General features: G+C 59.9%; 14 protein-coding genes and 1 tRNA gene. All 15 read left to right on the top strand.

Annotation, left to right across the window (positions count from 1 at the left end; translation table 11 throughout):
• The first annotated feature begins 13 nt into the window (after nucleotides 1-13).
• Nucleotides 14-1,012, top strand: a complete 999-nt coding sequence (locus GHK24_RS05190; protein WP_153469979.1) for a PstS family phosphate ABC transporter substrate-binding protein — start codon at nucleotides 14-16, stop codon at nucleotides 1,010-1,012.
• 120 nt (nucleotides 1,013-1,132) lie between these two features.
• Entirely contained in the window at nucleotides 1,133-2,044 is a 912-nt protein-coding gene (gene pstC, locus GHK24_RS05185) for a phosphate ABC transporter permease subunit PstC (protein WP_153469976.1), read from the top strand.
• 1 nt (nucleotide 2,045) lies between these two features.
• A complete protein-coding gene (gene pstA, locus GHK24_RS05180) occupies nucleotides 2,046-2,969 on the top strand; it encodes a phosphate ABC transporter permease PstA (protein ID WP_153469973.1) in 924 nt (307 codons plus the stop codon).
• 28 nt (nucleotides 2,970-2,997) lie between these two features.
• Nucleotides 2,998-3,789: a phosphate ABC transporter ATP-binding protein PstB gene (pstB, locus tag GHK24_RS05175; RefSeq protein WP_153469970.1), complete on the top strand. Its 792-nt coding sequence runs from the start codon at nucleotides 2,998-3,000 to the stop codon at nucleotides 3,787-3,789.
• A 163-nt stretch (nucleotides 3,790-3,952) separates the two neighbouring features.
• Complete coding sequence (gene tpiA / locus GHK24_RS05170) at nucleotides 3,953-4,708, top strand: triose-phosphate isomerase (RefSeq protein WP_167681413.1); 756 nt, start codon at nucleotides 3,953-3,955, stop codon at nucleotides 4,706-4,708.
• A gap of 9 nt (nucleotides 4,709-4,717) precedes the next feature.
• Nucleotides 4,718-5,104, top strand: coding sequence for a preprotein translocase subunit SecG (secG, locus tag GHK24_RS05165; protein WP_153469967.1), 387 nt, complete (start codon nucleotides 4,718-4,720; stop codon nucleotides 5,102-5,104).
• A gap of 65 nt (nucleotides 5,105-5,169) precedes the next feature.
• Nucleotides 5,170-5,254 (top strand) — tRNA-Leu (locus GHK24_RS05160).
• A 59-nt stretch (nucleotides 5,255-5,313) separates the two neighbouring features.
• Complete coding sequence (locus GHK24_RS13505; protein WP_194286380.1) at nucleotides 5,314-5,688, top strand: NADH-quinone oxidoreductase subunit A; 375 nt, start codon at nucleotides 5,314-5,316, stop codon at nucleotides 5,686-5,688.
• 3 nt (nucleotides 5,689-5,691) lie between these two features.
• Nucleotides 5,692-6,168, top strand: coding sequence for a NuoB/complex I 20 kDa subunit family protein (locus GHK24_RS13500; protein ID WP_153589692.1), 477 nt, complete (start codon nucleotides 5,692-5,694; stop codon nucleotides 6,166-6,168).
• An 18-nt stretch (nucleotides 6,169-6,186) separates the two neighbouring features.
• Nucleotides 6,187-6,792: an NADH-quinone oxidoreductase subunit C gene (locus GHK24_RS05150; RefSeq protein ID WP_153469964.1), complete on the top strand. Its 606-nt coding sequence runs from the start codon at nucleotides 6,187-6,189 to the stop codon at nucleotides 6,790-6,792.
• Nucleotides 6,785-8,038 (top strand): NADH-quinone oxidoreductase subunit D, encoded by a 1,254-nt coding sequence (locus GHK24_RS05145; RefSeq protein ID WP_153469961.1) that lies wholly within the window; start codon nucleotides 6,785-6,787, stop codon nucleotides 8,036-8,038. Before GHK24_RS05150 ends, GHK24_RS05145 begins: the two co-directional genes overlap by 8 nt.
• The gene (gene nuoE / locus GHK24_RS05140) at nucleotides 8,038-8,511 is read left to right on the top strand and encodes an NADH-quinone oxidoreductase subunit NuoE (RefSeq protein WP_153469958.1); all 474 of its coding nucleotides are present in this window, start codon (nucleotides 8,038-8,040) and stop codon (nucleotides 8,509-8,511) included. Before GHK24_RS05145 ends, nuoE begins: the two co-directional genes overlap by 1 nt.
• Entirely contained in the window at nucleotides 8,511-9,839 is a 1,329-nt protein-coding gene (gene nuoF, locus GHK24_RS05135; protein WP_153469955.1) for an NADH-quinone oxidoreductase subunit NuoF, read from the top strand. The genes nuoE and nuoF overlap by 1 nt, the downstream gene beginning before the upstream one ends.
• Before the next feature lie 11 nt (nucleotides 9,840-9,850).
• Nucleotides 9,851-12,214 carry an NADH-quinone oxidoreductase subunit NuoG gene (gene nuoG, locus GHK24_RS05130; protein WP_153469951.1) on the top strand — a complete coding sequence of 788 codons (2,364 nt, stop codon included), beginning with the start codon at nucleotides 9,851-9,853 and terminating at the stop codon, nucleotides 12,212-12,214.
• On the top strand, nucleotides 12,214-13,263 hold the full coding sequence (nuoH, locus tag GHK24_RS05125; protein WP_153469948.1) for an NADH-quinone oxidoreductase subunit NuoH: 1,050 nt from the start codon (nucleotides 12,214-12,216) through the stop codon (nucleotides 13,261-13,263). The genes nuoG and nuoH overlap by 1 nt, the downstream gene beginning before the upstream one ends.
• Nucleotides 13,264-13,272: the final 9 nt, after the last annotated feature.

Below are 13,272 nucleotides of genomic sequence, written 5' to 3'. Positions count from 1 at the left end.
TAGGAGTATCTGAATGAAATCTGCGCGAATCGCTTCTCTGCTGGCATTGACGATCGCCGGCGCGGCTGCTTCCACGGCGAGCTTCGCCGACTCGCTGGTCAAGATCGATGGTTCCTCGACGGTCTATCCGATCACCGAGGCAGTGGCCGAAGAATTCCAGAAGGCCAAAAAGAACGCCATCAAAGTTACCGTCGGCATTTCCGGTACGGGTGGCGGCTTCAAGAAGTTCTGTCGCGGCGAAACCGACATCTCCGACGCGTCGCGTCCGATCCTGAAGAAGGAGATGGAGGACTGCAAGGCAGCCGGTATCGAATACATCGAATTGCCGGTGGCCTACGATGCGCTGACGGTCGTCATCAACCCGAAGAATGACTGGATCAAGTCGCTCACCGTTGAGCAGCTGAAGACGATCTGGGAACCGGGCGCACAAGGCAAGATCACCAGCTGGAAGCAGGTCAATCACGCGTGGCCGGATCGCCCCCTGAAGCTCTTCGGGCCGGGTGCTGATTCGGGCACCTTTGACTACTTCACCGAAGCCGTCAATGGCAAGGCGAAGTCGAGCCGTGGCGACTTTACCGCCTCGGAAGACGACAATGTGCTGGTGCAAGGTGTGGCGCGTGACGTCGGCGGTCTGGGCTTCTTCGGCTACGCTTACTACGACGAAAACCACGACAAGCTGAAGGCGGTGCCGATTGTTGCGGCTGAAGGCAAGCCGGCGGTCAGCCCGTCGCCGCGTACCGTCGTCGATGGCACGTATCAGCCCTTCGCGCGCCCGATCTTCATCTACGTCAATGCCAAGTCGGCCGAGAAGCCGGAGATCAAGGAATTCGTCGAGTTCTACCTGAAGAACGGCGAAGCCCTGTCGAAGGATGTGAAGTACGTGCCGCTGCCCTCCAAGGCCTACGCCTTCAATCTTGAGCACTTCGGCAAGCGCCTGAAGGGCACCAAGTTCGGCGGTGAAAACAAGGTCGGCATCACCATCGAAGAGCTGATGAAGCTCGAAGCCAAGTAACGCGTTCTGCTCCATAGGCCCCGGGGGAATCTCCCCGGGGTTGTTTCGCCGCCCGGCGACAGCTAATCTCAGGCCTGCTTCGTGAGTTCTATCCCCGCTGCCTTACCGAATTTCGAATCGATGTCCACTCCCAGTGACCGTCTTAAGGTCGACCACTTTCGCCACCTCAAGGAGCGAATGGTCGAGTCGGTCATGTTCCTCGCCGCGTTTGTGTCGGTGTTTACGACGATGGGCATCGTCTACATCCTCGTTAGCGAATCGGTCGTTTTTTTCCAGACCGTGCCGCTTTTCGATTTTCTCTTTGATACCCAATGGACGCCGCTCTTCGATGATGCCCACTACGGCATCATGGTGCTGCTCTCCGGCACCCTGACTAGTTCGGCCGTCGCCCTGATGGTGGCGATTCCCCTGGGGACGATCATCGCCATTTACCTGTCGGAGTTTGCGCCGTTCGCCGTGCGCGAAATCGCCAAGCCCTTCCTCGAGTTGCTCGGCGGTGTGCCGACCATCATCTACGGGTATTTTGCGCTGGTCTTTCTGACGCCTCTGCTGCAGCACATTTACCCCGACCTGCCAGGCTTCAATCTTTTGTCGGCCGGTCTGGTGATGGGCATCATGATCATTCCTTACGTCGCCTCCCTGTCCGAAGACGCGATGAAGGCCGTGCCGATGGCGCTGCGCGAAGGCTCCTACGCGATGGGAGCGACCCGTTTGCAGACGGCGCTGCGCGTCGTTATGCCGGCGGCGACATCGGGCATTGCTTCGGCGTATATCCTCGGGATTTCGCGCGCGGTGGGCGAAACCATGATTCTGGCTGTGGCTGCTGGGATGCAGCCGAACCTCACCTTCAATCCGACTGAGCCGGGCGCGACGATCACTTCGTACATCGTGCAGGTGGCGCTCGGCGATCTGCCGCATGGCAGCATCGGTTACCAGACAATTTTTGCCGCTGGCCTGACCCTGATGTTGATGACTCTCGCCTTCAACCTGCTCGGCTATTACATGCGGAAGAAATTCCGCGAGGTGTATTGAGATGAATCAACAGGAATTGCAGGCGCTACGCAACCTGATCGTTGCGCACAAGCGGTGGGATGCGTTGTTTGGTGTCCTCGGCGTATGTGCCTTGATGATCGGCGTCATGACTTTCATGTCGCTCTTCGTGAACATGGCGATCGAGGGGCTTGGCCGTATCGACGTCGAGTTTCTGACCTCCTTCCCTTCGCGGCGCGCGGCGCATGCCGGCATCCTGTCGGCCTGGGTCGGTTCGACGCTGGTGATGCTGGTAACGGCGTTTGCGGCGGTGCCGATCGGTGTCGCGGCGGGTATCTACCTTGAGGAATACGCCGCCAAGAACTGGGTGACCGACGTCATCGAGATCAATATCTCCAACCTCGCCGGTGTGCCGTCGATCATTTACGGTCTGCTCGCGCTGGGGCTCTTCGTCTACACCTTCGGTCTCGGTCAAAGCATTCTGTCTGCCGGGCTGACGCTGGCTTTACTGATTCTGCCCGTGGTGATTGTTTCTACCCGCGAGTCGATTCGCGCCATTCCTCAGATCATTCGCGAGGGGGCCTATGCCTGTGGCGCGACGACCTGGCAGGTGGTGCGCGATCACATCGTTCCTTACTCGAGCGCCGGCATCCTCACTGGCGTCATCATCGGCATGGCGCGCGCCATTGGTGAAACGGCGCCGATCATTACCATCGGCGCGCTGACTTTCATTGCTTTCCTGCCGCCGGCGCCATTCACTGGCGATCCGCCGGCGGGCATGTTCGACTGGCTGTTCGCGCCTTTCACGGTCATGCCGATCCAGATGTTCAACTGGACGTCGCGCCCCGAGGCTGCGTTCGCGACCAACGCGGCGGCCGCCGGCTTCATCCTGGTGTTGATGACGCTGGCCATGAACGGGCTGGCCATCTGGCTGCGCTATCGCCTCCGTAAGAGCATCAACTGGTAGACGTTCCAAATTCACGGTGAATATTTCAATGACTGACGCAGCAAACAACGAGCCTCTTCCCGCGTTGAAGGCGGAAGCCCGCGACCTCAACTTCTATTACGGCAAGTTCCATGCGTTGAAGAACATCAACATGCCGGTGTACGAAAAGAAGGTCACCGCGCTGATTGGACCTTCCGGGTGCGGCAAATCGACGTACCTGCGCTGCTTCAACCGCATGCACGACCTGTATCCGGGGAACCGCTACGAAGGCGCGATCGACTTTCATCCGGATCGCACCAACCTGCTGTCGCCGAAGGTCGATCCGATCGAAGTGCGCATGCGTATCAGCATGGTCTTTCAGAAGCCGAATCCCTTTCCCAAGTCGATCTACGAAAACGTCGCCTACGGCCTGCGTGTGCGTGGCGAGCGTAGCCGCTCGGTGATCGATGACAAGGTGGAGATGGCGTTGCGTGGAGCAGCTCTTTGGGGGGAGGTCAAAGATCGTCTGAAAGAGCTTGGTGCGAATCTCTCGGGCGGTCAGCAACAGCGCCTGTGTATCGCCCGTGCGCTGGCCAGTGATCCGGAGTTGATGCTGTTCGACGAGCCGACCTCAGCGCTCGATCCGATCGCCACGGCCAGCATCGAAGAACTGGTCAGCGAACTCAAAGAGAAAGTCACTGTCCTCATCGTTACGCACAACATGCAGCAGGCCGCTCGTATCTCGGATTTCACGGCCTACATGTACTTGGGCGAAATGGTTGAGTTCGGTGTCACCGACCAGATCTTTATCAAGCCGCAGAAGAAGCAGACGGAAGACTACATCACCGGTCGTTTCGGCTAGGCGCTGCGCCGAGAGGCGAAGCATCCAGCGGCGGTGGGGGGCGGGTGGTTGCCTGCCTCGGCATCTCGCTGCGGCCTCGGTCCATGCAACCCGCAGCGGGAGTTCGTATTGACCCGGAGCCGATGGCTTCACTATAATCTGCGCCTTTCGAGGGGGACGCTTGGTGCGACGCACATTGATTGCCGGAAACTGGAAGATGCACGGCAGTCTTTCCTCCAATGCGCAGTTGCTGGCAGCGCTCTCGTCGGGAGTCGACGAAGCGGTCGCGGCGGATGTGCTGGTGTGCGTTCCATTCCCGTATCTGGCGCAGGCGCAGTTGGCGCTGTCCGGTTCGAAAGTGGTTTTAGGCGCACAGGACATCAGTGAGCGCGCTCAGGGCGCTTTCACGGGAGATGTCAGTGGCGCGATGTTGCAGGATTTCGAATGTCGTTACGTTCTCGTCGGTCACTCCGAGCGGCGTTGCCTGCACGGTGAGACAGATGTGCAAGTGGCGGCCAAAGCTGCGGCAGCCTTGGCGTTAGGTATCGTGCCTGTCGTGTGTGTCGGAGAGACACTGGCGCAGCGCGAGGCGGGGCAAGCGGCGCAGGTCGTTGCCACGCAACTTGCGGCAGTATTGAAGCATGTAGGTGTGGCCGCATTTTCGCGGTTGGTGGTCGCGTACGAGCCTGTCTGGGCGATTGGTACTGGACGTACGGCATCGGCAGCGCAAGCGCAGGAAATGCATTCCGGGCTGCGTGCGCAGGTGGCGGCGCTCGACGCTGATGTGGCGGCGGGTTTGCGTATTGTGTACGGCGGCAGCGTAAAGCCGGAAAATGCGTTCGAGTTGTTTGCTATGCCGGATATCGACGGAGGCTTGGTGGGTGGTGCTTCGTTGGTGGCAGAGGATTTTCTGACGATTTGCCGTGCGGTAAATCATTGACGGGGCGACATGAACACATTTTTTTCGCTGATCTTGGTTGTGCATCTGTTGGTCGGTGCGGCAGTGATCGGTCTTGTGCTGGTGCAGCATGGTAAGGGCGCCGACATGGGGGCGGCCTTTGGTAGTGGTTCTTCGGGCAGTCTTTTTGGTGCGACGGGTTCGGCCAATTTTCTGAGTCGTACAACGGCAGTGATGGCCGCGGTTTTCTTTGTTACCAGCCTCTCTTTGGCGTACATTGAATCAAACAAGCCAAAAGCTACTGGAAGTGTGATGCAAGATGCGGTAAAATCGCCGTCTGTTCCGGTTCCAACGGATGCAAATGGAAGTGCGCCAGTAGGTTCAGGTTCCGCAAGTCTTCTCGGTTCGGATTCAAAAGCTAAAGACATTCCGAAGTAGTTTTAGCGAGAGGCGCTGCATGCAGGGAGTTTTCCTCATTTTTCCTGTGTTGTGGCTTTGGTAGTGCCGACGTGGTGAAATTGGTAGACACGCTATCTTGAGGGGGTAGTGACTTCGGTCGTGTGAGTTCGAGTCTCACCGTCGGCACCAAGCGAGTCATCGGGGAAGGGGTGACTCTGGTTTGAAATGCAGCGATAGCGCGGCGGATCATGCTTGAAAATTACTTCCCGGTATTAATCTTCATTCTGGTTGGTGCTGTCGTCGGTGCTTTGCCACTGATTTTGGGCTGGGTCGTTTCTCCCAGTCGTCCTGACAGCGAAAAACTATCCCCGTACGAGTGTGGCTTCGAGGCTTTCGAAGACGCGCGCATGAAATTCGATGTGCGCTATTACCTGATCGCCATCCTTTTCATACTTTTTGACCTGGAAATTGCTTTTCTTTTTCCGTGGGCGACAATCTTCAAGGAGATTGTTTCGACCGATACCATTAAATGGTTCGGTTTCGCCGAGATGATGGTCTTTATCGCCATTCTGGTGGTCGGTTTTGTCTACGCCTGGGTTAAGGGCGCGCTGGACTGGGAGTGAGCGATGGGTATTGAAGGCGTCATGCAGGAAGGGTTTGTTACGACTTCGGCGGACAAGCTCATCAATTACGCACGTACTGGGTCGTTGTGGCCGATGACTTTCGGTCTGGCGTGCTGTGCCATCGAAATGATGCATGCCGGCATGAGTCGCTATGACCTTGATCGCTTCGGCATGATCTTCCGCCCCAGTCCGCGTCAATCCGACTTGATGGTCATTGCGGGCACGCTGACCAACAAAATGGCGCCGGCCTTGCGCAAGGTTTATGACCAGATGGCTGAGCCGCGCTGGGTTCTGTCGATGGGTTCCTGCGCCAATGGTGGTGGCTACTACCATTACTCCTATTCAGTAGTGCGTGGGTGTGATCGAATCGTTCCGGTCGATGTCTATGTTCCTGGTTGCCCGCCGACGGCCGAGGCGCTTATTTACGGTTTAATCCAGTTACAGAACAAAATCCGTCGTACCAGTACCATTGCCCGCTGACCGGAACGAGAGCGCGATATGTCTGCGAAGCTGGATACGCTTGCCCACAATCTGAATGAATGCCTTGGTGAGCGAATCGTTCGTCATTCCTTGGCTCTGGATGAGTTGACGATTGAAGTGCGCGTCGCCGATTACCTGAGCGTGATGCGCACACTACGCGACGATCCGTCACTGGCGTTCGGACAATTGGTCGATCTCTGCGGCATTGACTACTCCGCGTATGGCAGCGATGTGTGGACCGATCCCCGCTTTGCCGTCATTTGTCACCTGCTTTCCCTCGACAACAATTGGCGTCTGCGGGTGCGCGTTTTTGCCGAAGACGATTCGTTCCCGGTGGTGCCGTCGCTGACCTCGCTGTGGACGTGTGCCGACTGGTTCGAGCGTGAGGCCTTCGATCTGTTTGGCATCGTTTTCCCCGGACATGATGATTTGCGTCGGATCCTGACCGACTACGGATTTGTCGGATATCCGTTCCGTAAGGATTTTCCTGTCTCCGGCCATGTCGAAATGCGCTACGACCCGACACAGCAACGAGTCATCTATCAGCCGGTCAGTATTGAGCCGCGCGAGGTGACGCCGCGTATTGTGCGCGAGGAAACCTACGGAAATCCGCGGCATGGCTGAACTACGCAACTTCACTCTCAATTTCGGACCGCAGCACCCGGCTGCGCACGGCGTCTTGCGTCTGGTGCTTGAGCTAGACGGCGAAGTCGTCGTGCGCGCTGATCCGCACATTGGTCTCTTGCACCGCGCGACGGAGAAGCTCGCCGAGCATCGCACCTGGCTGCAATCGGTGCCGTACATGGATCGCCTCGACTACGTGTCGATGATGTGCAACGAGCACGCCTACTGTATGGCGATCGAGAAGCTGCTCGGCATCGAACCGCCGCTGCGTGCGCGTTATATCCGCACGATGTTCGATGAGATCACGCGCATCCTCAATCACCTGCTGAGTCTTGGTACGCACGCGCTCGACGTCGGCGCCATGACGATGGTGCTCTACACTTTCCGCGAGCGCGAAGATCTCCTCGATGCTTACGAAGCCGTTTCCGGCGCGCGCATGCATGCGGCGTACTACCGGCCGGGCGGTGTCTATCGCGATCTGCCGGATCGGATGCCGCAATACCGCCAGTCGAAGTGGAAGGATGCAGCGACGGTCGACGCGCTGAACGCGGCGCGGCAAGGGTCGCTGCTCGATTATCTGGAAGACTTCACGAATCGCTTTCCCACCTGTCTCGACGAGTACGAAACTCTGCTGACCGATAACCGCATCTGGAAACAGCGGCTGGTCGGCATCGGCGTCGTGTCGCCGGAACGTGCGCGGGCGCTCGGCTTTAGCGGGCCGATGCTGCGTGGCTCAGGGGTTGAGTGGGACCTGCGCAAGAAACAACCCTACGCCGCGTATGACCGCGTCGACTTCGACATCCCGGTCGGTAGCGAGGGTGACTCCTACGACCGTTACCTCGTGCGTATGGCGGAAATGCGCCAATCGACGCGCATAGTTCGTCAGTGCATCGACTGGCTGCGCGCCAATCCGGGCCCGGTGATGACCGATAACGCCAAGGTCGCACCGCCGTCGCGTGAGGCGATGAAGTCGAATATGGAAGAGCTGATCCACCACTTCAAGCTCTTTACCGAGGGGATGCACGTGCCGCAAGGCGAAGCCTACGCTGCCGTCGAGCATCCGAAGGGCGAGTTCGGCATCTATCTGGTGTCGGATGGCGCCAACAAGCCTTACCGTCTGAAGATTCGTGCGCCGGGCTTCGTTCACCTGTCGGCGATGGATGAAATGGCCCGTGGGCACATGATTGCCGACGTGGTGACGATCATTGGTTCGCAGGACATCGTTTTTGGCGAGATCGACCGTTGATGCTCACTCCTGAATCCCTGGCCCGTATTGATCGCGAAATCGCCAAATATCCCGTCGGTCAGCAACAGTCGGCGGTGATGGCAGCGCTTGCCATCGCGCAGGAGGCGCATGGATGGCTGTCGCCTGAACTCATCGAAGAGGTTGCCGTCTATCTGGGCATGCCGCCGGTGGCGGCCCTTGAAGTGGCGACCTTCTACAACATGTACGACCTCAAACCCGTTGGACGCTACAAGCTGACGGTATGCACCAACTTGCCTTGCATGCTCTCCGGCGGTGTCGATGCGCTCGAGTATTTGCAGAAAAAGCTGGGCATTGGCCTTGATGAAACGACGCCGGACGGGCGTATCACCCTTAAGCAGGGGGAATGCATGGGCGCCTGCGGAGACGCACCGGTGGTGCTGGTCAACAATCGCCGTATGTGCGCGTCGATGACGCCCGCGGAGATCGACCGGTTGTTGGCGGAGCTTGACTGATGGCGGTACTCGGCTCGATCAATCCCATTCTCACCGCCGGCCTTGACGGCGACCGCACCTGGCGGCTGGCTGACTACGTCAGTCGTGGCGGTTACAAGTCGCTGCGCCGCATTTTTGCCGACAATCTGACGCCCGGTGATGTGATCGCCGAGGTCAAGAAATCTGTCTTGCGTGGCCGCGGCGGCGCGGGTTTTCCGACGGGGCTGAAGTGGTCCTTCATGCCGCGTGCCTTGCCCGGAGAGAAGTACCTCATCTGCAACTCCGACGAGGGCGAGCCCGGCACCTTCAAGGACCGCGATCTTCTGAGCGGTAATCCCCATGCCGTCATCGAGGGCATGGTGATCGCTGCCTACGCGATGGGTGCTACGCGCGGCTACAACTACATTCACGGCGAAATCTGGTCGCTCTACGAGCGCTTTGAAGAAGCGCTGGCGGAAGCGCGGGCGGCGGGTTTCGTCGGCCAGAACATTCTCGGCAGCGACTTCAGCTTCGAGTTGTTCGCGCACCATGGCTATGGCGCGTACATCTGTGGCGAGGAGACCGCGCTGCTCGAGTCGATCGAGGGAAAGAAGGGACAGCCGCGTTTCAAACCGCCGTTCCCGGCCAGCTTCGGTCTCTACGGCCAGCCGACGACGATCAACAATACCGAGACACTGGCCTCTGTGCCCTTCATCCTCAGCATGGGGGGCGATGCCTTTCTCGAGGCGGGCAAGGCGAACAACGGCGGCCCGAAGCTGTTTTCGGTGTCGGGGCACGTCAATCGTCCCGGTAACTATGAAGTGCCGATGGGGACGCCGTTTTCGACGCTACTTGAAATGGCCGGTGGTGTGCGTGGCGGACGCAAGCTGAAAGCCGTCATTCCGGGCGGTTCGTCGGCACCGGTGGTGCCGGCCGATCTGATGATGGAATGCACCATGGATTACGACTCCATCGCCAAGGCAGGCTCGATGCTCGGCTCGGGGGCCGTCATCGTCATGGACGAAACGACCTGCATGGTGCGCGCCCTAGAGCGCCTGTCGTATTTCTATTACGAAGAATCCTGCGGCCAATGTACGCCGTGCCGTGAAGGCACCGGCTGGCTCTACAAGATCATCCACCGCATCGAAAACGGCCAGGGTGTGCCCGAGGATCTCGAGACCCTGCAGCGCCTGACGGGTAACATCATGGGGCGCACCATCTGTGCGCTCGGCGACGCGGCGTCCATGCCGGTACAGAGCTTCCTCAAGCATTTTCGCGACGAATTCCAGTATCACATCGAACACCGCCAATGCCTGGTGCCGGTTGACGTTCAGCGAGCCGGTAGCACCTTCTTCACGGCATCGGCCTGAGGTAAAGCGAGATGCCTGAAATCGAAATCGACGGTCAACTGGTTCAAGCCCCCGAGGGCGCCACCATCATGGAGGTGGCCGAGCAGCTCGGCGTGTACATCCCGCATTTCTGCTATCACAAGAAGCTGTCGATCGCCGCCAACTGCCGGATGTGTCTGGTGCAGGTCGAAAAGGCGGCGAAGCCCGTACCTGCTTGCGCAACGCCGGCAACCAACGGCATGAAGGTGTTCACGCACTCTTCTCTGGCGGTCAAGGCGCAGCAAGGCGTCATGGAGTTCCTGCTGATCAATCATCCGCTCGATTGCCCGATCTGCGATCAGGGGGGGGAATGCCAGTTGCAGGATCTGGCGGTCGGCTATGGCGCGGGCGCCTCGCACTATCAGGAAGAAAAGCGCGTCGTCTTTCACAAGGACGCCGGCTCGCTCATTTCCATGCAGGAGATGTCGCGCTGCATCCATTGCACGCGTTGCGTGCGCTTTGGGCAGGAAATCGCCGGCGTCATGGAATTCGGCATGGCCAATCGCACCATGCATTCGGAGATCGTCACCTTTCTTGGTCGCTCGGTTGATTCGGAGCTGTCGGGCAACATGATCGACCTTTGCCCGGTGGGCGCGCTGACGTCAAAGCCCTTCCGCTTTGCGGCACGCAGCTGGGAGTTGTCGCGCCTGCCGTCGATCAGTCTGCATGACAGCGTGGGCGCCAACCTGACGGTGCAGGCACGCAACCATCGCGTCATGCGCGTTCTGCCGCGTGAAAACGAGGCGGTCAACGAATGCTGGATTTCCGACCGCGACCGTTTCTCCTACGAAGGGCTGAATAGTCCGGAGCGTCTCACCAAGCCGATGATTCGCGTCGATGGTCAGTTGCGTGAGGTCGAGTGGTCGGTAGCGCTCGACTACGCGGCGCATGGCTTGCGCGATATCGTCGCGCGCCACGGAGCCGACGAAATTGCTGCGCTGGCCGCACCGTGGTCGACGCTTGAGGAAATGCATCTCCTGCAAAAAGTCGTGCGTGGTCTGGGCTCGGGCAACGTCGACTTCCGGCCGCGGCGCTACGACTACGCACCGAGCGGCGTGCCGGCGGGCGCGCGTTGGCTCGGCATGCGCATCGCCGAACTTAACGAACTCGATACGGCGCTCGTCGTTGGTAGCTTCGTCCGCAAGGATATTCCGCTCTTCGCGCAGCGGCTGCGGCAGGCCGCCAAGCACAATGGCACGCGCGTCACGCTGATTTCGCTCGGCAACGACGATCCGCTGATGGCGATGCACGAACATGTGGTCGTTGCACCGTCTGAATTGCCCGCCGCCCTCGCACGCGTCGTCAAGGCGGCAGCGCTGCAATGTCGTGTGCCGGTGCCGGCAGGCTTGGAGGCAATTGTTCCTGACATCCCGTCGGAAGCCATCGCCACCAGTCTGCGCGTGCGCGGTCGCAGCATGATTTTCCTCGGCCGCGTCGCCGTGCAACATCCGCATGCGGTGCAGATCCACGTCCTCGCCCAGCATCTGTCGGATATTACCGGCGCCAACCTGGGCTTCTTTGGCGACTCAGGCAACATCGTCGGGGGGTATCTCTCCGGCGCCTTGCCGAGTGCGCGCAACGCCCGGACGATGTTTACCGATCCGCGTCGCGCCTACGTCATGCTCGGTATCGAGCCGGAGCTCGACTGCCACAACCCGCAGTTGACGCTGGCCGCCTTGCGCCAGGCGGATCTGCGCATCGTCCTCTCGCCCTTCATCAGTGAAGCGATGCGCGAGTACGCCGATGTGCTGCTGCCGGTCGCGCCCTTTACGGAAACTTCGGGGACCTTCGTCAATGCCGAGGGCCGCGTGCAGAGTTTCAAGGGCGTCGTTCGCCCGTTGGGCGAAGCGCGTCCGGCCTGGAAGGTCTTGCGCGTGCTGGGTAATCTCCTCAATCTCGACGGCTTCGATCAGGAGTCGAGCGAAGAGGTGCGCGACGCCGTTCTGCCACCGGAGACGCTGATCGACGGTGAGTTCGCGTCCGGCCTCGATAACGGCATCAAGCTGCCCATCGATCCGGCGGCTCTGGTGTCGGCCAAAGGCGTCTTCGAGCGCGTGGCTGACGTGCCGATCTATTTCTCCGATCCTCTCGTTCGCCGCGCGCCGGCGCTGCAAAAAACGCGAGACGCGGCGCCGCCGACGGCTCGCATGTCCGCTCGCACGCTGGCTGAAGCTGGGCTGGTGGCGGGAGCGCCGGTACGCCTGCGTCAGGAGAGCATTGCCGGCAGTGGTGAGGCGGTGCTGACCGCCGCGCTGGATGATGGCGTTCCCGATGGTTGCGTCCGCGTCTCCGCCGCTCATCCGGCGACGGCTGCGCTCGGCGACATGTTTGGCACGATTCAGGTGGAGCCTGTCTGATGGCTGCCTTGCACGAATTTCTGACGAGCCTCTTCGGCGCGGCGACGCCGACCATCTGGATCGTCCTGCAGATCGTCGCTATCGTCCTGCCGCTGATGGCGGTGGTGGCTTACCTCACCTATGCCGAGCGCAAGATCATCGGCTTCATGCAGGTGCGGATCGGGCCGGATCGCGTCGGTTATTGGGGCCTGCTGCAACCGATTGCCGATGCGCTCAAGCTTCTGGTCAAGGAAATCATCATTCCGACCGGTGCCGACAAGGCTCTCTTCCTGCTCGCTCCGATCCTCTCGATCGTGCCGGCGCTTGCCGCGTGGGCGGTGATTCCGTTCTCCGATACGCTGATCCTCGCCGATGTGAATGCCGGCCTGCTCTACGCCATGGCCGTCTCGTCGCTCGGCGTGTACGGCATCATCCTGGCAGGCTGGGCGTCGAATTCGAAGTACGCCTTCCTCGGCAGCATGCGTTCGGCGGCGCAGTTGATTTCGTACGAAGTCGCCATGGGCATGGCGCTGATCACGGTGCTGATGGTCTCCAACAGCCTCAACCTCGCCGATATCGTCCGCGCGCAGGGGGAGGGTATCTTCGCCAGCCATGGTGTCTCGTTCTTCTCGTGGAACTGGCTGCCTTTGCTGCCGATGTTCGTCGTCTATCTGGTCTCCGGCGTCGCCGAAACCAACCGCGCGCCCTTCGACATGGCGGAAGGCGAGTCGGAAATCGTCGCCGGCTTCCATGTCGAGTACTCCGGCATGGCGTTCGCCATCTTCTTCCTCGCCGAATACGCCAACATGATCCTCGTGTCGGCGCTGACGGCGACGCTCTTCCTCGGTGGCTGGCTGTCGCCGGTGAGCTTCCTTCCTGACGGCCTGTTCTGGTTGCTGGCGAAGATTTCGGCGCTGCTCTTTTTCTTCCTGTGGATTCGCGCGACCTTCCCCCGTTACCGTTACGATCAGGTCATGCGCCTCGGCTGGAAGGTCTTCATCCCGCTCTGCCTGGTGTGGATCGTCGTGGTCGGCTGCTGGATGATGTCGCCGTGGAATATCTGGAAATGAGAGGCCGGC

This window comes from Rhodocyclus gracilis, assembly GCF_009617575.1.
Classification (GTDB): domain Bacteria; phylum Pseudomonadota; class Gammaproteobacteria; order Burkholderiales; family Rhodocyclaceae; genus Rhodocyclus; species Rhodocyclus gracilis.
This window is presented reverse-complemented; position numbering and strand designations above follow the sequence as displayed.

What these genes read in the sequence shown, in the direction of transcription:
- nuoG (WP_153469951.1), top strand. Translation starts at nt 9,851, where the DNA reads ATGCCTGAAATCGAAATCGACGGTCAACTGGTTCAAGCCCCCGAGGGC.
- nuoH (WP_153469948.1), top strand. Translation starts at nt 12,214, where the DNA reads ATGGCTGCCTTGCACGAATTTCTGACGAGCCTCTTCGGCGCGGCGACG.
- nuoE (WP_153469958.1), top strand. Translation starts at nt 8,038, where the DNA reads ATGCTCACTCCTGAATCCCTGGCCCGTATTGATCGCGAAATCGCCAAA.
- pstC (WP_153469976.1), top strand. Translation starts at nt 1,133, where the DNA reads ATGTCCACTCCCAGTGACCGTCTTAAGGTCGACCACTTTCGCCACCTC.
- GHK24_RS05150 (WP_153469964.1), top strand. Translation starts at nt 6,187, where the DNA reads ATGTCTGCGAAGCTGGATACGCTTGCCCACAATCTGAATGAATGCCTT.
- GHK24_RS05190 (WP_153469979.1), top strand. Translation starts at nt 14, where the DNA reads ATGAAATCTGCGCGAATCGCTTCTCTGCTGGCATTGACGATCGCCGGC.
- pstB (WP_153469970.1), top strand. Translation starts at nt 2,998, where the DNA reads ATGACTGACGCAGCAAACAACGAGCCTCTTCCCGCGTTGAAGGCGGAA.
- nuoF (WP_153469955.1), top strand. Translation starts at nt 8,511, where the DNA reads ATGGCGGTACTCGGCTCGATCAATCCCATTCTCACCGCCGGCCTTGAC.
- GHK24_RS13505 (WP_194286380.1), top strand. Translation starts at nt 5,314, where the DNA reads ATGCTTGAAAATTACTTCCCGGTATTAATCTTCATTCTGGTTGGTGCT.
- GHK24_RS05145 (WP_153469961.1), top strand. Translation starts at nt 6,785, where the DNA reads ATGGCTGAACTACGCAACTTCACTCTCAATTTCGGACCGCAGCACCCG.
- secG (WP_153469967.1), top strand. Translation starts at nt 4,718, where the DNA reads ATGAACACATTTTTTTCGCTGATCTTGGTTGTGCATCTGTTGGTCGGT.
- GHK24_RS13500 (WP_153589692.1), top strand. Translation starts at nt 5,692, where the DNA reads ATGGGTATTGAAGGCGTCATGCAGGAAGGGTTTGTTACGACTTCGGCG.
- pstA (WP_153469973.1), top strand. Translation starts at nt 2,046, where the DNA reads ATGAATCAACAGGAATTGCAGGCGCTACGCAACCTGATCGTTGCGCAC.